14 protein-coding genes and 1 riboswitch are annotated in these 13,883 nt (G+C 34.1%); of the genes, 1 reads left to right on the top strand and 13 read right to left on the bottom strand.

The window, feature by feature from the left end; translation table 11 throughout:
- Positions 1 to 113: 113 nt before the first annotated feature.
- The 12 genes from OIU83_RS17385 to OIU83_RS17330 all read right to left on the bottom strand — a co-directional run bounded on the left by OIU83_RS17385 (position 114) and on the right by OIU83_RS17330 (position 12,198).
- Positions 114 to 434, bottom strand: a complete 321-nt coding sequence (locus tag OIU83_RS17385) for a YbbC/YhhH family protein (protein WP_264207530.1) — start codon at positions 432 to 434, stop codon at positions 114 to 116.
- Between the two features lie 25 nt (positions 435 to 459).
- Positions 460 to 1,461: a homocysteine S-methyltransferase family protein gene (locus tag OIU83_RS17380; protein ID WP_264207529.1), complete on the bottom strand. Its 1,002-nt coding sequence runs from the start codon at positions 1,459 to 1,461 to the stop codon at positions 460 to 462.
- A 279-nt stretch (positions 1,462 to 1,740) separates the two neighbouring features.
- Positions 1,741 to 1,853, bottom strand: a riboswitch (SAM riboswitch).
- Positions 1,854 to 2,184: 331 nt separating this feature from the next.
- The gene (locus tag OIU83_RS17375) at positions 2,185 to 2,325 is read right to left on the bottom strand and encodes a hypothetical protein (protein ID WP_165571406.1); all 141 of its coding nucleotides are present in this window, start codon (positions 2,323 to 2,325) and stop codon (positions 2,185 to 2,187) included.
- Positions 2,326 to 2,332: 7 nt separating this feature from the next.
- Positions 2,333 to 3,142, bottom strand: a complete 810-nt coding sequence (locus OIU83_RS17370) for a hypothetical protein (protein ID WP_264207528.1) — start codon at positions 3,140 to 3,142, stop codon at positions 2,333 to 2,335.
- A gap of 387 nt (positions 3,143 to 3,529) precedes the next feature.
- Positions 3,530 to 4,582, bottom strand: a complete 1,053-nt coding sequence (locus OIU83_RS17365) for an NAD(P)/FAD-dependent oxidoreductase (protein ID WP_264207527.1) — start codon at positions 4,580 to 4,582, stop codon at positions 3,530 to 3,532.
- 103 nt (positions 4,583 to 4,685) lie between these two features.
- Positions 4,686 to 5,264 (bottom strand): precorrin-2 dehydrogenase/sirohydrochlorin ferrochelatase family protein, encoded by a 579-nt coding sequence (locus tag OIU83_RS17360; protein WP_264207526.1) that lies wholly within the window; start codon positions 5,262 to 5,264, stop codon positions 4,686 to 4,688.
- Positions 5,264 to 6,040, bottom strand: a complete 777-nt coding sequence (gene cobA / locus OIU83_RS17355; RefSeq protein WP_264207525.1) for a uroporphyrinogen-III C-methyltransferase — start codon at positions 6,038 to 6,040, stop codon at positions 5,264 to 5,266. The genes OIU83_RS17360 and cobA overlap by 1 nt, the downstream gene beginning before the upstream one ends.
- The gene (locus tag OIU83_RS17350; protein ID WP_264207524.1) at positions 6,033 to 8,123 is read right to left on the bottom strand and encodes a HEPN domain-containing protein; all 2,091 of its coding nucleotides are present in this window, start codon (positions 8,121 to 8,123) and stop codon (positions 6,033 to 6,035) included. Before OIU83_RS17350 ends, cobA begins: the two co-directional genes overlap by 8 nt.
- A 118-nt stretch (positions 8,124 to 8,241) precedes the next feature.
- The gene (locus tag OIU83_RS17345) at positions 8,242 to 9,486 is read right to left on the bottom strand and encodes a sulfate adenylyltransferase subunit 1 (protein ID WP_264207523.1); all 1,245 of its coding nucleotides are present in this window, start codon (positions 9,484 to 9,486) and stop codon (positions 8,242 to 8,244) included.
- A gap of 122 nt (positions 9,487 to 9,608) precedes the next feature.
- Positions 9,609 to 10,508 carry a sulfate adenylyltransferase subunit CysD gene (gene cysD, locus OIU83_RS17340; protein WP_264207522.1) on the bottom strand — a complete coding sequence of 300 codons (900 nt, stop codon included), beginning with the start codon at positions 10,506 to 10,508 and terminating at the stop codon, positions 9,609 to 9,611.
- A 55-nt stretch (positions 10,509 to 10,563) separates the two neighbouring features.
- Positions 10,564 to 11,271, bottom strand: coding sequence for a phosphoadenylyl-sulfate reductase (locus OIU83_RS17335; RefSeq protein ID WP_264207521.1), 708 nt, complete (start codon positions 11,269 to 11,271; stop codon positions 10,564 to 10,566).
- A gap of 24 nt (positions 11,272 to 11,295) precedes the next feature.
- On the bottom strand, positions 11,296 to 12,198 hold the full coding sequence (locus OIU83_RS17330; protein WP_264207520.1) for a sulfite exporter TauE/SafE family protein: 903 nt from the start codon (positions 12,196 to 12,198) through the stop codon (positions 11,296 to 11,298).
- A 311-nt stretch (positions 12,199 to 12,509) separates the two neighbouring features.
- Between OIU83_RS17330 and OIU83_RS17325 the strand changes: the two genes are divergently transcribed.
- The gene (locus OIU83_RS17325) at positions 12,510 to 13,292 is read left to right on the top strand and encodes a sulfite exporter TauE/SafE family protein (RefSeq protein WP_264207519.1); all 783 of its coding nucleotides are present in this window, start codon (positions 12,510 to 12,512) and stop codon (positions 13,290 to 13,292) included.
- A gap of 111 nt (positions 13,293 to 13,403) precedes the next feature.
- On the opposite strand, the gene OIU83_RS17320 is transcribed toward OIU83_RS17325, so the two are convergent.
- On the bottom strand, positions 13,404 to 13,814 hold the full coding sequence (locus tag OIU83_RS17320; protein WP_264207518.1) for an RrF2 family transcriptional regulator: 411 nt from the start codon (positions 13,812 to 13,814) through the stop codon (positions 13,404 to 13,406).
- Positions 13,815 to 13,883: the final 69 nt, after the last annotated feature.

The following is a 13,883-nucleotide window of genomic DNA, read 5'->3' as shown; positions in this document are numbered from 1 at the left end:
GCGAGCGTCCCGCTCGTGCCTATTATATCTTTAAAATTTAATCTTAATTCTTTACGGGCACGAGCTGGAAGCTCGCGCTAGCATAGGAACTTTAAAACAATCTTTGTTTTAAATTATTTTCCATGCATCATATAAAGAACTTTACCATTTTTTGCTGAAATTTTAATATCAAACACACCTCCAAAACCAATTTTATTAAAAGTGCCTTCAATATGCCAAATAGAATCATTATCTATTGTTACTGTATAAGGTCTTTGATCTTCTATTTGATCTTTACCATATGATTCAAATAAAATAGGTTCCGCTATTCCAACAGCTGTTTCTTCTTTTGTAACTAAACAATCTTCACATTTAATGCTTTTCTGAAAAACTGTATTAGTGGTATAATTACAGCTTACAAGTATTAAACTAATCAAAAGCAAAATCTTTTTCATACTTATTGAAAAATCACCAAACAAACTACGCAAAAACTGGCGCTACACGTGGTTTATAATCTTTCGCAACTTCGGCAATTAATCTAATATGATCTGGAGTTGTTCCGCAACATCCTCCGATGATATTGATTAAATTATCCTCTAAATATTCTTTTATGAATGCTTGTGTTTGTTCTGGTGTTTCGTCATATTGTCCGAATGCATTTGGTAATCCTGCATTTGGGTGTGCCGAAACATTAAAACTAGTATGTTGTGCTAATGTTTTAAGGTATGGTTTCAATAAATCAGCTCCAAGAGCACAATTGAATCCTACGCTTAATAACGGAATATGTGATACTGAAATCAAGAAAGCTTCTACTGTTTGTCCTGAAAGTGTTCTTCCTGAAGCATCGGTAATTGTTCCAGATACCATGATTGGAATATCGATATTGCGTTCTTCTTTTACCTCTTCGATTGCAAAAAGTGCTGCTTTAGCATTTAATGTATCAAAGATGGTTTCTACCAATAATAAATCACAACCTCCATCCATTAAGGCTTCTACTTGTTGTTTGTAGGCAATTCGTAAATCATCAAACGTTACAGCTCTGTATCCTGGATCGTTTACATCTGGCGACATACTTGCTGTACGATTTGTTGGCCCGATTGATCCTGCAACAAAACGTGGTTTGTCTGGATTTTTGGCTGTATACTCATCGGCTACTTCTCGTGCTAGTTTAGCCGATTCGTAGTTTAATTCGTAAACGTACTCCTCTAGGAAATAATCGGCCATACCAATTGTTGTTCCCGAGAATGTGTTGGTCTCTACGATGTCGGCACCCGCTTCATAATAAGCGGCGTGGACATCGCGAATTGCTTGTGGTTGTGTTATGGATAGTAAATCGTTGTTTCCTTTTAAGGGATGTGGAAAGTCTTTGAAACGTTCTCCACGAAAATCTTCTTCTGAGAAATTATAGCGTTGCAACATTGTTCCCATTGCTCCATCGAGCACGAGTATGTTTTTTTTAATTGCTTCTTGAATTGTTGACATGTTTTTTCTTTTCTTGCAATGACGCTAAGGCGTAAAAGCTTTTATTTAATAATTCCAAAAATTCACTATCATAGCTTTTTAGCCCCGATTGCAGCGGTATCCTTTTTTTCTGGTCCTGATCCCGAAACATCGGGACGGGATAGAAAAAAAGATATAGCGGAAAGCGGGAATGTTATGGGCAAAAATGCGCCAATAATTCGCTTCTGATACTGAAATTTTATTCAGTTAATGTCGATAAGTTTGTCAAGAAAAGTTTTGAGAAATACATTGCTGTATTATGTGTTATCTATCTTTAATACTGTAAATGTATAAAGTAGAATGTAGCACCTTCTTTATGATAAAGGGTTGCTAAGGTTTCAATGGGTCTATCCCTCCGCCTTTCGTGATAACTTTCAATAAAAATATGAACAGTGCAAAGTAAACACATAGCGCTAACAATTGCAAGTGTTTTTAAAAGTTTCTGAGAGACTAAGTAACTAAGGCTCTAAGTTTTCTTTAAAAGATGTTGAGAAGCTAAGATACTAAGGTGCTGAGTTTAGAATCCTCTGTATCTTTTTATATTAAAAGCTCTAGCGGAGTATAATAATTATAGCCGAAAAAGAGTATCATTCAACGAAAGCTCCAGCGGAGCGATATAGTAATTCTGATTATTAAATATTCCATCCCGATGGAATTATATATTATAAAAAAATCATATCGTATTAAGCTACTAAGTTTAAAACTCTAGGTATTTTTCTGTTTATATTTTTGGAAAATCTCCATAACATCTTCATGATTTACAAATTGGTTGTTTTCTGCCTGATAAAGCCCTATTTCGATTTCTTGTTTCTCTTCTTCTGATAATTCTTCAAACCAATCTCCCATAACTGTTTTACTTATAATAGTTCATTTCAAATTTCTGCACTTCGTTTAAATAGAAATAGTTTGTTATTAGTTTTTGCAAAATATCTATTTTTTCTTGAAGCCTTTTTGCTCTTTCTGCACTCTTTTGTTTCCCATCTGTTGAATTATCTTGATAGGGATCCTGACTTTCTTCGTCCGCAACATATTGGGCTAAGGATTGTATATATAGTTTTTTCTGTTTCTGAAAATCATACTTCTTATCATAATATTCTTTGTCAAGTGATAATCGATAAATAGAATATTCCGCATCTGCATTTAGCCTTTCAAATTGATGTCCAAAATATGTTCCTCCATAATTCAATCCCCCGTAAAGTTCGTTTACTGCTCGGTACATTTGAATTAGTTTTTCTCTTTCTAGTCTAAATTTTTCTTCCCCATTTTTTTGTTTAAGATAATAAGCATAAATTAAACAAAAACGATCTCTATCTGATTCACTCCCAAATGTAATAGTTTCCTCTTTTCCATCCTGATTTATATAATTCTTCCATTCATTCCCTTTGTATGAATCATTTGGATTTAAGGGAAGTTCTGCTTTGAATACAGGAAAAAGTTGCTCAATTTTATTCAATTTATTTTTAGAAATAACAAAAGAATCATTACTATCTCCGGCATAAATAAGAACCTTTTCATCCTCAAGTTTCGGATCATCGATGAGGCGAGGCAAGCTTTTTTTGGCACTTATTTCTTTTTGTTTTACTGTAATAATATCTTTTTTTGATTCTTTACAACTTACTAAGAAACTGCAGGAAATTAACAATATAATTATCTTGTTTTTCATTTATGCCTTTTACTATTTTAAATCTTTTTTACTCAATAAAGGTATGAATAACGCTTCTTGAATTTTAGTTTGTAAAAGTCGAATTAGTAACAAAAAAAGGTTGTTTTTTTTTAAGTTCATTAGTCGCTAAGATACTGAGGTTCTAAGATTAAAACTATAGATAATGTTGTTATTAAAAGCTCCAGCAGAGCGATATTTTAATTTTATCGTTATATTGATATGTCACCCCGATGGGGTTTCTGCCAACAAATATTTTTAATTCTATAAATATGATATCCCGCTGGGATTGATATATTATAAACAAAAAAAAGCCCAAACCATTTATAGTTTGAGCTTTATATATAAAATCTTAGTTTCTTAGAAACTTAGCTTCTTACACCTTAAAAATTAAACAATTGCCTTAACAACTGCTTTTGGGGCTTCTTTACGAGTTCCGTCAAATCCGTCTACACCTGAAACGGTTGTATATTTAAGTACGTATTTTTTACCTGGATTGATGATTTGGTATGCCGCTTGACACATAAGTGTTGCTTCATGGAATCCGCAAAGAATCAATTTTAATTTTCCTGGGTAGGTATTAACGTCTCCAATGGCAAAGATTCCCGGAATATTAGTTTGGTAATCTAATGCATTGTTTACTTTAATGGCATTTTTCTCGATTTCTAATCCCCAGTCTCCGATTGGACCTAATTTTGGAGTTAATCCGAAAAGTGGAATAAAATAATCGGTTTCGATAGTTCGGTGTGCTCCGTTTTCTTCGATAACAAGGGATTCGATATGCTCTGCACCGTTGATTCCGATTACTTCTGCTGGTGTGATTAATTTAATTTTTCCAGATGTTTTTAATTCTTGTACTTTTTCAACAGAATCAAGTGCTCCTCTAAATTCGTTTCTGCGGTGAATTAAAGTTACTTCTGAAGCTATATTTGCAAGGAATATACTCCAGTCTAAAGCTGAATCTCCTCCTCCTGCAATTACAACTCTTTTGTCTCTGAATTTTTCTGGATTCTTGATGAAGTATTTTACTCCTTTATTTTCATAAAACTCGATATCTTCAATAAGTGGCTTACGTGGTTCAAAACTTCCCAATCCCCCTGCAATAGCAATTACTGGTGCGTGAAATCTAGTTCCTTTATTAGAGGTTACGATAAAAGTTCCGTCTTCTTGTTTTTCGATTGTCTCAGCACGTTCTCCTAATGTATAACCTGGCTCAAATTGCTTAATTTGCTCTTGTAGATTATCAATTAAATCTCCTGCTAAAACTTCTGGAAATCCAGGAATATCATAGATAGGTTTCTTTGGATATAATTCTGAAAGTTGCCCTCCTGCTTGAGGTAAAGCATCTAATATATGGCATTTTAATTTTAATAATCCTGCCTCAAAAACGGCAAATAAACCAGTTGGACCAGCTCCTATTATAAGTATGTCTGTTTTAATCATCTTATTGTTGTTTATAATCATTCTTAATAAATACAAAGAAACAAATAATTTACACTATTTTCAATGATTTTTATCATTCATTTCTTTCTTTGCTCAAAAAAATTTATTGTGTGTTTTTTAATGAAGCGGTAATCTCATTCATTTTTTTTACCTTATCTTCAAAGTTCCCTTTCAGGGTTTTTCGATACTCGTTAAGGTTTTCTACCATCTGATTTATATCATCTGGAATTATCTCTTCAAAAAACTCACGCAACCTTTTGGCTGTTGTTGGTGATTTTCCATTTGTCGAAATGGCAATTTTCACATTCCCTTTGGTTACGATTCCGCCTAAGTAATAGTCACATAATTCGGGCGTATCGGCAATATTACATATAAGATATCTTTCTGTAGATAAATCATATATCCTTTTGTTAACCAATAAATCGTCTGTACAGGCAATAACCATATGCCTTCTTTTAAGCATTTTCTTTTTGAACTTTGCCTTTGTTAATGTTAGATTATACTTCTCTGCCAAGATTTCGATCTCTGGTAAAAAAGTCGTTGCAACAACCTCAACATTGGCATTTGGACTTGATTTTAATAAAAAGGAAAGCTTCTCTAATCCCACATTTCCACCACCTACAATAAGTACATTAAGTTTATGTAGTTTTAAAAAAATGGGATACAATTCGTTTCTTTCCATTACAGCCTTATTTTATTCGATACAAATTCTTCGTAAAATCCTTTTAGTTTGGTACTTTCTCCAACTACTTCTCCAATTATTATAATAGCTGGTGAGCCTAGTTTTTTTTCTGCAGCAATTTCCTGGATTGTATTTATCGTTCCTACTCCTACTTTTTCATCTGGAGTTGTTCCGTTTTGAATAATCGCAATCGGGATTTCTCCTTTTGATTCTTTCTGGAACAAAGCAACTATTTGTGATAGTTTACTCATTCCCATTAAGATTACTACTGTTGCAGAAGATTTTGCTGCAAGAGCAACATCCGATGATAATTTTCTGTCTGATGTTGTTCCCGTGATTGCCCAAAAACTCTCGGAAACTCCTCTTTTGGTTATCGAAATTCCCTGATAAGCCGGAACTGCAATTACCGATGAGATTCCGGGTACTACAAAAGTAGGAATTCCGAAACTCTCTACGTATTCTATCTCTTCGCCGCCGCGACCAAACACGAATGGGTCTCCACCTTTTAGTCGTACTACATTCCCGTAAGTTAATGCGTTATCAACTATTAATTGATTTATCTGGTCTTGTGTATAAGCATGATTTCCGATTCGCTTGCCAACAAAAATTCGGATTGCATTTTTAGGCGCATATTCTAAAATTTCATCATTTGCCAAAGCATCGTACAAAACCACATTTGCTTCTGCAAGTGCTTTTACACCTTTTAATGTCATCAAATCCGGATCTCCCGGACCTGCTCCGACTAAAGTTACTTTGGGTTTTATTATATTAAGCATTAGCTAAATCTTTGGCTCTATATTTTTCGATGGTATCAAAAAAAGCAATCCCTTCTTGGATGTATTGTTTTGCAAATGCTTCTGAAGGTTCTACTTTATTAATTTGGTAAACTAATTCTTTAAATGTTGTTGGCAATTCTATTTTAGATGTTGCTACAAAAACAGTATCAAACAAATCAACAATTCCTGCGTGATTATTTGTTTTTTCATCTTCTGAAAGTAATAATGCTTTAGCTCCATTTACAAATCCTGCGTAAGCATGGTAAATAGCATCTGACCATTTATTTTCGTCGAATGATTCTTGTGCGAACGTTAATTTATCTTTTGCTTCTAATAATAAAGTAGCAACTAAATCGATAACAACTCCAGCACATTCTCCTACTCCAACTGCTTTTACGTAATTGTCGGCATTACCCCAATCTACAAAATCAGCTTCGGTTAAATTGGTAACATCAGCGAAAGGTTTTAAAATTTCATAGAAATATTTCTCTCCTTTTGCATCGTAATAATTAAGGAATTTTTGTCCGTTTGCATTAGCATCAAAATCGTTTAAGATAGTACGTAATGCATCTGGTCCTCTACGACTTGGAATTTTGATTACTTTATCGGCAAAACGACCTGAACCGTTTCCTAATCTTCCTCCTCCTAATAAAACTTGTAACGCTGGTGCTACTAATTTTCCTGAGTTAATTGACATTCCCTGAAATCCGATTGCTGACATATTGTGTTGCCCACAAGCATTCATACAACCACTAATTTTTATTTCGATTTCTTGGTTATTGCTGTATTGTGGATATTCGGCATTTAATACTTTTTCTAATTCTTCGGCAATTCCTGTACTACTTGCAATTCCTAGGTTACAAGTATCTGTTCCTGGACAAGCTGTAATATCGGCTGTAGAATTGTATCCTAAATTCACGAATCCTAACTTTGCTAATTCCTGATAAAAGAAAGGCAAATTTTCTTCTTTTACGTGGCGTATTACAATGTTCTGACGTAATGAAAAACGCAATTCGTTTGCTGCATAATTCTTAATCAAGTCTGCTAATATTCTAGCTTTATCTGTATAAAAATCTCCTAGTAATACTTTGATTCCGATAGCGTAATATCCATCTTGTTTCTGAGCAATTACGTTTGATTTTTTCCAAGCTTCATAAGCCGATGTATCTTCGATAGTAACCGATGGAACGGTTAATAATGGTTCTGGAATCGGTGCATCAAAAGCTGTTGTATCTATTTCGTATGTTTCAAAAGCAATTGCTTTTTTCTCTTGTTCAACCAAATCAAGGAAAGTATCTCTTCCTATTTCTTTGATTAAAAATTTCATACGCGCTTTCATTCTTTTTGCACGTTCTCCGTATCTGTCAAAAATACGAATCACACCTTCTGCCGTTGGGATAATTTGGTTAGCTGGTACAAATTCCGAAAGTAATTCGGCATGTGCTGGTTGCGAACCTAATCCTCCACCTAACATGATTTTAAATCCACGAACGCCATCTACAATTTTTGGAATAAATCCTAAATCGTGCAAATAACTCAAAGCAGTATCTTCATCTGATGATGAGAACGAAATTTTAAATTTACGTCCCATTTCCTGACAAATAGGGTTTCTTAATAAGTATTGGAACAAGCCATGTGCGTATGGCGAAACATCAAATGGTTCGTTTACATCTACACCTGCTAATTCGCTTGCAGTAATATTACGAACGGTGTTACCACAAGCTTCACGCAAGGTAACATCATCCTTGGCTAGATTAGCCCAAAGTTCTGGAGTTCTGTCTAAACTTACATAGTGTATCTGAATGTCCTGACGTGTTGTAATATGCAAACGTCCTGTAGAATATTCATCAGAAACTTTAGTAATACGTACTAATTGCTCGCTGGTAACTTTACCAAATGGCAATTTAATACGAATCATTTGAACGCCTTCCTGACGTTGTCCGTAGATTCCACGTGCTAAACGAAGACTACGAAAACGTTCATCATCAATTTTCCCTCCACGGAATAAATGAATCTTTTTTTCTAAATCGATAATCTCTTTTTGAACTATCGGATTTTCTATTTCTGTTCTAAAACTTTCCATTTGTTTTTTTCGCTTTCCCCTCCCCAACCCTCCCCGAAGGGGAAGGAGTAAAAACTGGAGAATTATTATTTTTTTTAACTAGACTCTTAATTATTCCCCCTTCGGGGGTTAGGGGGATTTACCTGATAAATCCTACTCCTGCAGTTGTATTGGTTGCGGTATCAATCAGGATAAAAGCTCCGTTTGATTTATTGTCGTTATAGGCATCAAAATATAAAGGCTTGCTTAATTTAATGCTTACTTCACCTATTTCGTTTATTGCTAATTGAGTTGCTGGTGTTGTACCTGAATAATCGGTTGCGATTGTATTTTTGATACTTTCTACTTTTGCCAAAACTCTGTTTGTATTATGCTGAACGATATATTTTGTTCCCGGAACTAACTTTTTAGAATCCATCCAACAAACTGTTGTCGTGATATCTTTTTCTATTTTAGGAAGTTCGGTAGATTTTACAATCATATCTCCTCTGGTAACATTGATATCATTTTCTAATTCAATTGTGATTGATGAACCTGCAACGGCTTCATCAAATGTTTTATCAAAAAAGTGAATGTTCTTTACTTTAGATTCTGTTAATGAAGGTAAAACTGTTACTGCATCTCCAACTTTAATTGAGTTTCCGTATAATTTACCAGCATATCCTCTAAAATCATGGTACTCTTCGGTCTTTGGGCGAATTACTGTTTGAACTGGAAAACGTGCTTCTCCTTTTTCGAAAACATCTGTTGGCTCTAAAGCTTCTAAATGTTCCAAAACAGTTTGTCCGTCGTACCATTTCATATTCTCTGATTTGTCAACTACGTTTCCACCGTTGATTGCACTTAACGGAATGTAACTTACGTTTTGTTCCTTAAAAGTACTTTTGGCATTTAATGCCTGAAAATCGGCTTTGATTTTATTATAAACTTCTTCAGAATAATCAACTAAGTCCATTTTATTAATCGCTACAATTACCTCTTTTACTCTCAATAAATTATTGATAAAAAAGTGACGGTACGTTTGCTCGATTACTCCTTTTCGAGCATCAATCAAGATGATTGAAACTTGCGAAGTCGAAGCTCCTGTAACCATGTTACGTGTATACTCTACGTGACCCGGAGTATCGGCAATGATATAACTTTTTTTAGCTGTCGAAAAATATATATGCGCTACATCAATCGTGATTCCTTGTTCTCTTTCTGCTACTAATCCGTCAGTTGCCAATGAAAAATCTAAGTAATCGTATCCTTTTAATTTGCTGCTTTTTTCTATTGCTTCTATTTTATCTGTAGTCAATGACTTTGTATCGTACAATAATCTTCCGATTAAAGTACTCTTTCCATCATCTACACTTCCTGCTGTTGCTATTTTTAAAACTTCCATATTATTTTCCCCTCCCCGACCCTCCCCGAAGGGGAGGGAGCCGAGTTGTTATCTTTTATAAATTAATCTTATTTTTTTGTTCGCTTTTTCTCCCTCCCTTTCGGGGAGGGCTGGGGTGGGGATTAAAAGTACCCTTGTTGTTTTCTTTTCTCCATTGCTGCTTCAGAACGTTTGTCATCAATTCTGGCTCCTCTTTCAGAAATTGTCGATGTTCTAATTTCACCCACAACTTCTTTAATTGTTGCAGCATATGAATCAACAGCTGCAGTACATGTCATATCTCCAACGGTTCTAAAACGAACGATTCTTTCTTCAATTTGTTCGTCTTCTTCTTGATAAACAAATTCTGAATGCGACCATATTAATCCGTCTCTCAAGAAAACTTTACGTTTGTGTGAAAAATAAATAGATGGAATTTCAATTTTTTCTTGTTCGATATAACTCCATACATCTAGTTCTGTCCAGTTAGAAATTGGAAAAACACGTACGTTTTGTCCATTTTCTATTTTTCCGTTTAGTATATCAAATAACTCTGGACGTTGATTTTTTTCATCCCATTGACCGAAATCATCACGAACTGAAAAAATACGTTCTTTTGCTCTTGCTTTTTCTTCATCTCTACGTGCTCCACCAATACAAGCATCAAACTTAAATTCTTCGATAGCGTCTAAAAGTGTAATTGTCTGTAAGCTGTTTCTACTAGAATATTTTCCAGTTTCCTCTACAACTTTTCCTTCATCGATAGCATCCTGAACATTTCTCACGATTAATTCTAATCCTAACTCTGCAACTAATTTATCTCTAAATTCTATTGTTTCAGGAAAGTTATGTCCTGTATCAACATGCAATAGCGGAAAAGGTATTTTTGCAGGAAAGAATGCTTTTTGTGCTAAACGCACTAAAGTAATCGAATCTTTACCTCCTGAAAAAAGTAAAACCGGTTTATCAAACTGAGAAATTACTTCTCTAAAAATGTATATCGCTTCGCTTTCTAAAGCATTTGTTTTTAATACTGAACTCATTATCTGTTTATTTGATTGTCTGTTTATTCGTTTAACCGAATAAACGATTTAACTTTTATTTTTTACTTCCGTGCAAACCACATTCTTTATGGCTTGACTCCCACCACCATCTTCCGGCTCTAATATCTTCGTCTGGCAAAATTGCTCTTGTACATGGTGCACAACCTATACTTACAAATCCTTTTTTATGTAATGCGTTCTGAGGTACACTATGTTCTTGTAAATAATCCTCAACTTCTTGTAATGACCATTTTAATAATGGATTGAATTTTATTATTTCGAAGTTGGCATCGTATTCAAACAATTGTAAATCATTTCTGTTTTCCGATTGTTCGGCTCTTAAACCTGTTATCCAAACTGTATTTCCTGCCAAGGCTTTTCTTAACGGAACTACTTTACGGATAAAGCAGCATTCTTTTCTGTTCTCTACCGAATCATAAAAGCTATTCGGTCCTTTTTCTTTTAATAAATTTTCTACCGCTGTTGCTTCTGGAAAATAAACTTCGATTTGTTTTTTATACTTTTTTAATGTTCTATGAAAAACATCGTATGTTTCCTGAAACAATCTTCCAGTATCTAATGTAAAAATGGTAATTGCGATATTATTTTTAGCAATAAAATCGGTAATAACCTGGTCTTCCTGACCAAATGAGGTCGAGAAAACTACTTTGTCTTTGTATTCATTAGCCAAAAAAGTCAATGTTTCTTCTAAAGAAAAATCTTTTGTTTTAGCTAATAAAGATGTAATGTTTGTTGCACTCATATTCTTGATATTCCTAAATGATTATTACAATAATTTAGATAATGTTTTTAAACTCAAAAGGATAATTAATATTCCTACTGCCACCATCATTGGCTTTCTTTTAATTTTATTCACTAAAAAAGCAGCAAGAGGAGCAGCTATTACACCACCCAAAATTAAACCTACTATAACTTGCCATCCGTGAATTCCTCCAAAAAGCATAAATGTTATCCCACTTGCAAACGATACTGCAAACTCGGCTGCATTTACTGACCCAATTGTATAACGAGGATTTCTTCCTCTTCCTAACAATGTCGAAGTTACAATTGGTCCCCAACCTCCGCCACCAACAGAATCCATAAAACCTCCAAAGGTCGCTAAGATTCCTAATCGTTTCGTTTTCTTTTTAACGATGGTTTTGGCTAATGCTTTTCTGATGATTATTATCGCCAATACAATCATGTAAACTGCAATAAATGGCTTAATAACATCTCCGTCGATTACATCTGATAGTAAATAAGCTCCTGTAATTGACCCTAAAACTCCCGGTATTAATAAATTCTTAACCAATTTTTTATTGATATTCCCAAACTTGTGATGAGATATCGCCGATGCTCCCGTTGTAAACATTTCTGCTACGTGAACGCCTCCGCTACTAACAACCGGAGAAACTCCATAAGCTAACAAAAAGGATGTAGAAGTAGCTCCGTAACCCATTCCCAACGTTCCATCTACCAATTGTGCAAAAGCGCCAATTAAGAAAAATACTAAAAATTCCTGATTAAATCCATCCAAAAGAGCTTTCCAGGAAAATTCAGCATGATGATTATAAACTAATACCAAAATCAAACCCAACAATAACACAGCAGGAATTACAACCCATAATTTTTTCGAGAACGATTCCCCTTGCTTTATTGCTACAGTATTTAATTTCAGCTCTTTTTCCATATTCCTAAATGATACTTTGTTTCAAAAATCTATTACCCTATCGGGCTAATAGATTATTATGCAAAATTAATACTTATTTCTAAATATCAAAACAATATTAGATTTTTTTATACCTCTAATTCCCTTTAAGTTACACCATAACATACTTTTAACAATCTAACAAAATAATTCAATAAACAACAAAACGTATTTCGCTGTATTTCAGTAATATAAAATTACAACAATTTCAATTTTCAAAATACATTCTTAAAGTCTACCATATCCATAGGATAATTATGAAATAGTTGTTATTTTTACCCAAAAAATTATTTATGGATTTCCAAATAGGTCTCGTAATTGCAGGTTTAGTTGTTGGTTTTGTTGTCGGATTAACAGGCGTTGGAGGCGGTTCTTTAATGACTCCAATTTTATTATGGTTCGGCATCCCTCCTACAACAGCAGTTGGTACCGATTTATTATACGCCGCTTTTACCAAGATGGGAGGCGTATTTGTACATCATAAAAAAGGAAACATCAATTGGAAAATTACTGGCTGGCTTACTTTAGGTAGTGTTCCTGCTGCTTTATTGACTTTATGGGTATTAAACAGTATTAAAACTGATATTACAACCATAAATGCGGTTATAAAATATAGTTTAGGCTGGGCATTGCTTTTTACTTCGATTGCAATTTTATTCAAAAAAAAATTATTAATATACTCTCAAAAACACGCTGGCGATAAATTTCACAGTGAAAGCCATACGCAAAATATGCTAACCATTGGGATTGGCGTATTACTTGGAGCAACCGTAACACTTACGTCAATAGGAGCTGGGGCTTTGGGTACGGTTACTTTATTTTTCCTCTATCCGCTTTTACCAACACCTCGCTTGGTAGGAACTGAGATTGCTCACGCTGTTCCTTTAACTTTGGTTGCAGGAATAGGACATGCCTCAATGGGAAATTTGGATTTAACTCTACTAGCACAATTATTAATGGGATCACTTCCCGGGATTTTCATAGGAAGTATGTTAAGCGGAAAAGTGCCTGATTTATTCCTTAGAAATGCTATTGCAGTAATGCTTTTTTTAGCTGGATATAAATTGATTTTTTAATTTCTCCACAATATAAGTGACATAAGTTCATTTAATAAAAGCTTACAAAATTTATATTTTTAAAGCAACACTTGTATTGCCTTACATAGTTTATATAGTTCAAAATTTTCTTTAAAATGCGATATCAGCCAGTGAATTATTCTCCAAAACCTTTAGTGTATTATCTCTAATCTCGGTCATTAAACGTCTTGCTGCACAAGTAGTTTCGTCTGCACAATCATCGCATTTTTCATAAAAATTATGACTGGCACAAGGAAGCAAAGCAATTGGACCTTCGAGGATGCGATATACTTTAGCCATGCTAATATCTTTGGGATCTTTAATCAAGTAGTAACCACCGCCTTTTCCTTTTTTTGCCCCAAGAAAACCAGAGTTACGAAGTAACAATAAAATACTCTCCAAAAATTTTATCGAAATATTTTCACTTCTGGCAATTTCAGCTATTTGCACAGGAGTTTGATCTTCCTGTCTGGCCAAAAAAGTAAGTGCCTTAATTCCGTATTTTGTTTTCTTTGAAAGCATTTATATAAATTTTAGATTGCAAAATGCAAATTCAAGATTTCTATCTAAAATTTACAAGCTGTATGTTTT

It is taken from the genome of Flavobacterium shii (assembly GCF_025847235.1).
GTDB lineage: Bacteria > Bacteroidota > Bacteroidia > Flavobacteriales > Flavobacteriaceae > Flavobacterium > Flavobacterium shii.
Note: the sequence above shows the minus strand (reverse complement) of the source record. Positions and strands in the feature narration are given on the sequence as shown.

Excerpts from the sequence above, each read along its gene's own strand:
- OIU83_RS17385 (WP_264207530.1), bottom strand. The coding sequence starts at position 434 with ATGAAAAAGATTTTGCTTTTGATTAGTTTAATACTTGTAAGCTGTAAT.
- OIU83_RS17380 (WP_264207529.1), bottom strand. The coding sequence starts at position 1,461 with ATGTCAACAATTCAAGAAGCAATTAAAAAAAACATACTCGTGCTCGAT.
- OIU83_RS17375 (WP_165571406.1), bottom strand. The coding sequence starts at position 2,325 with ATGGGAGATTGGTTTGAAGAATTATCAGAAGAAGAGAAACAAGAAATC.
- OIU83_RS17370 (WP_264207528.1), bottom strand. The coding sequence starts at position 3,142 with ATGAAAAACAAGATAATTATATTGTTAATTTCCTGCAGTTTCTTAGTA.
- OIU83_RS17365 (WP_264207527.1), bottom strand. The coding sequence starts at position 4,582 with ATGATTAAAACAGACATACTTATAATAGGAGCTGGTCCAACTGGTTTA.
- OIU83_RS17360 (WP_264207526.1), bottom strand. The coding sequence starts at position 5,264 with ATGGAAAGAAACGAATTGTATCCCATTTTTTTAAAACTACATAAACTT.
- cobA (WP_264207525.1), bottom strand. The coding sequence starts at position 6,040 with ATGCTTAATATAATAAAACCCAAAGTAACTTTAGTCGGAGCAGGTCCG.
- OIU83_RS17350 (WP_264207524.1), bottom strand. The coding sequence starts at position 8,123 with ATGGAAAGTTTTAGAACAGAAATAGAAAATCCGATAGTTCAAAAAGAG.
- OIU83_RS17345 (WP_264207523.1), bottom strand. The coding sequence starts at position 9,486 with ATGGAAGTTTTAAAAATAGCAACAGCAGGAAGTGTAGATGATGGAAAG.
- cysD (WP_264207522.1), bottom strand. The coding sequence starts at position 10,508 with ATGAGTTCAGTATTAAAAACAAATGCTTTAGAAAGCGAAGCGATATAC.
- OIU83_RS17335 (WP_264207521.1), bottom strand. The coding sequence starts at position 11,271 with ATGAGTGCAACAAACATTACATCTTTATTAGCTAAAACAAAAGATTTT.
- OIU83_RS17330 (WP_264207520.1), bottom strand. The coding sequence starts at position 12,198 with ATGGAAAAAGAGCTGAAATTAAATACTGTAGCAATAAAGCAAGGGGAA.
- OIU83_RS17325 (WP_264207519.1), top strand. The coding sequence starts at position 12,510 with ATGGATTTCCAAATAGGTCTCGTAATTGCAGGTTTAGTTGTTGGTTTT.
- OIU83_RS17320 (WP_264207518.1), bottom strand. The coding sequence starts at position 13,814 with ATGCTTTCAAAGAAAACAAAATACGGAATTAAGGCACTTACTTTTTTG.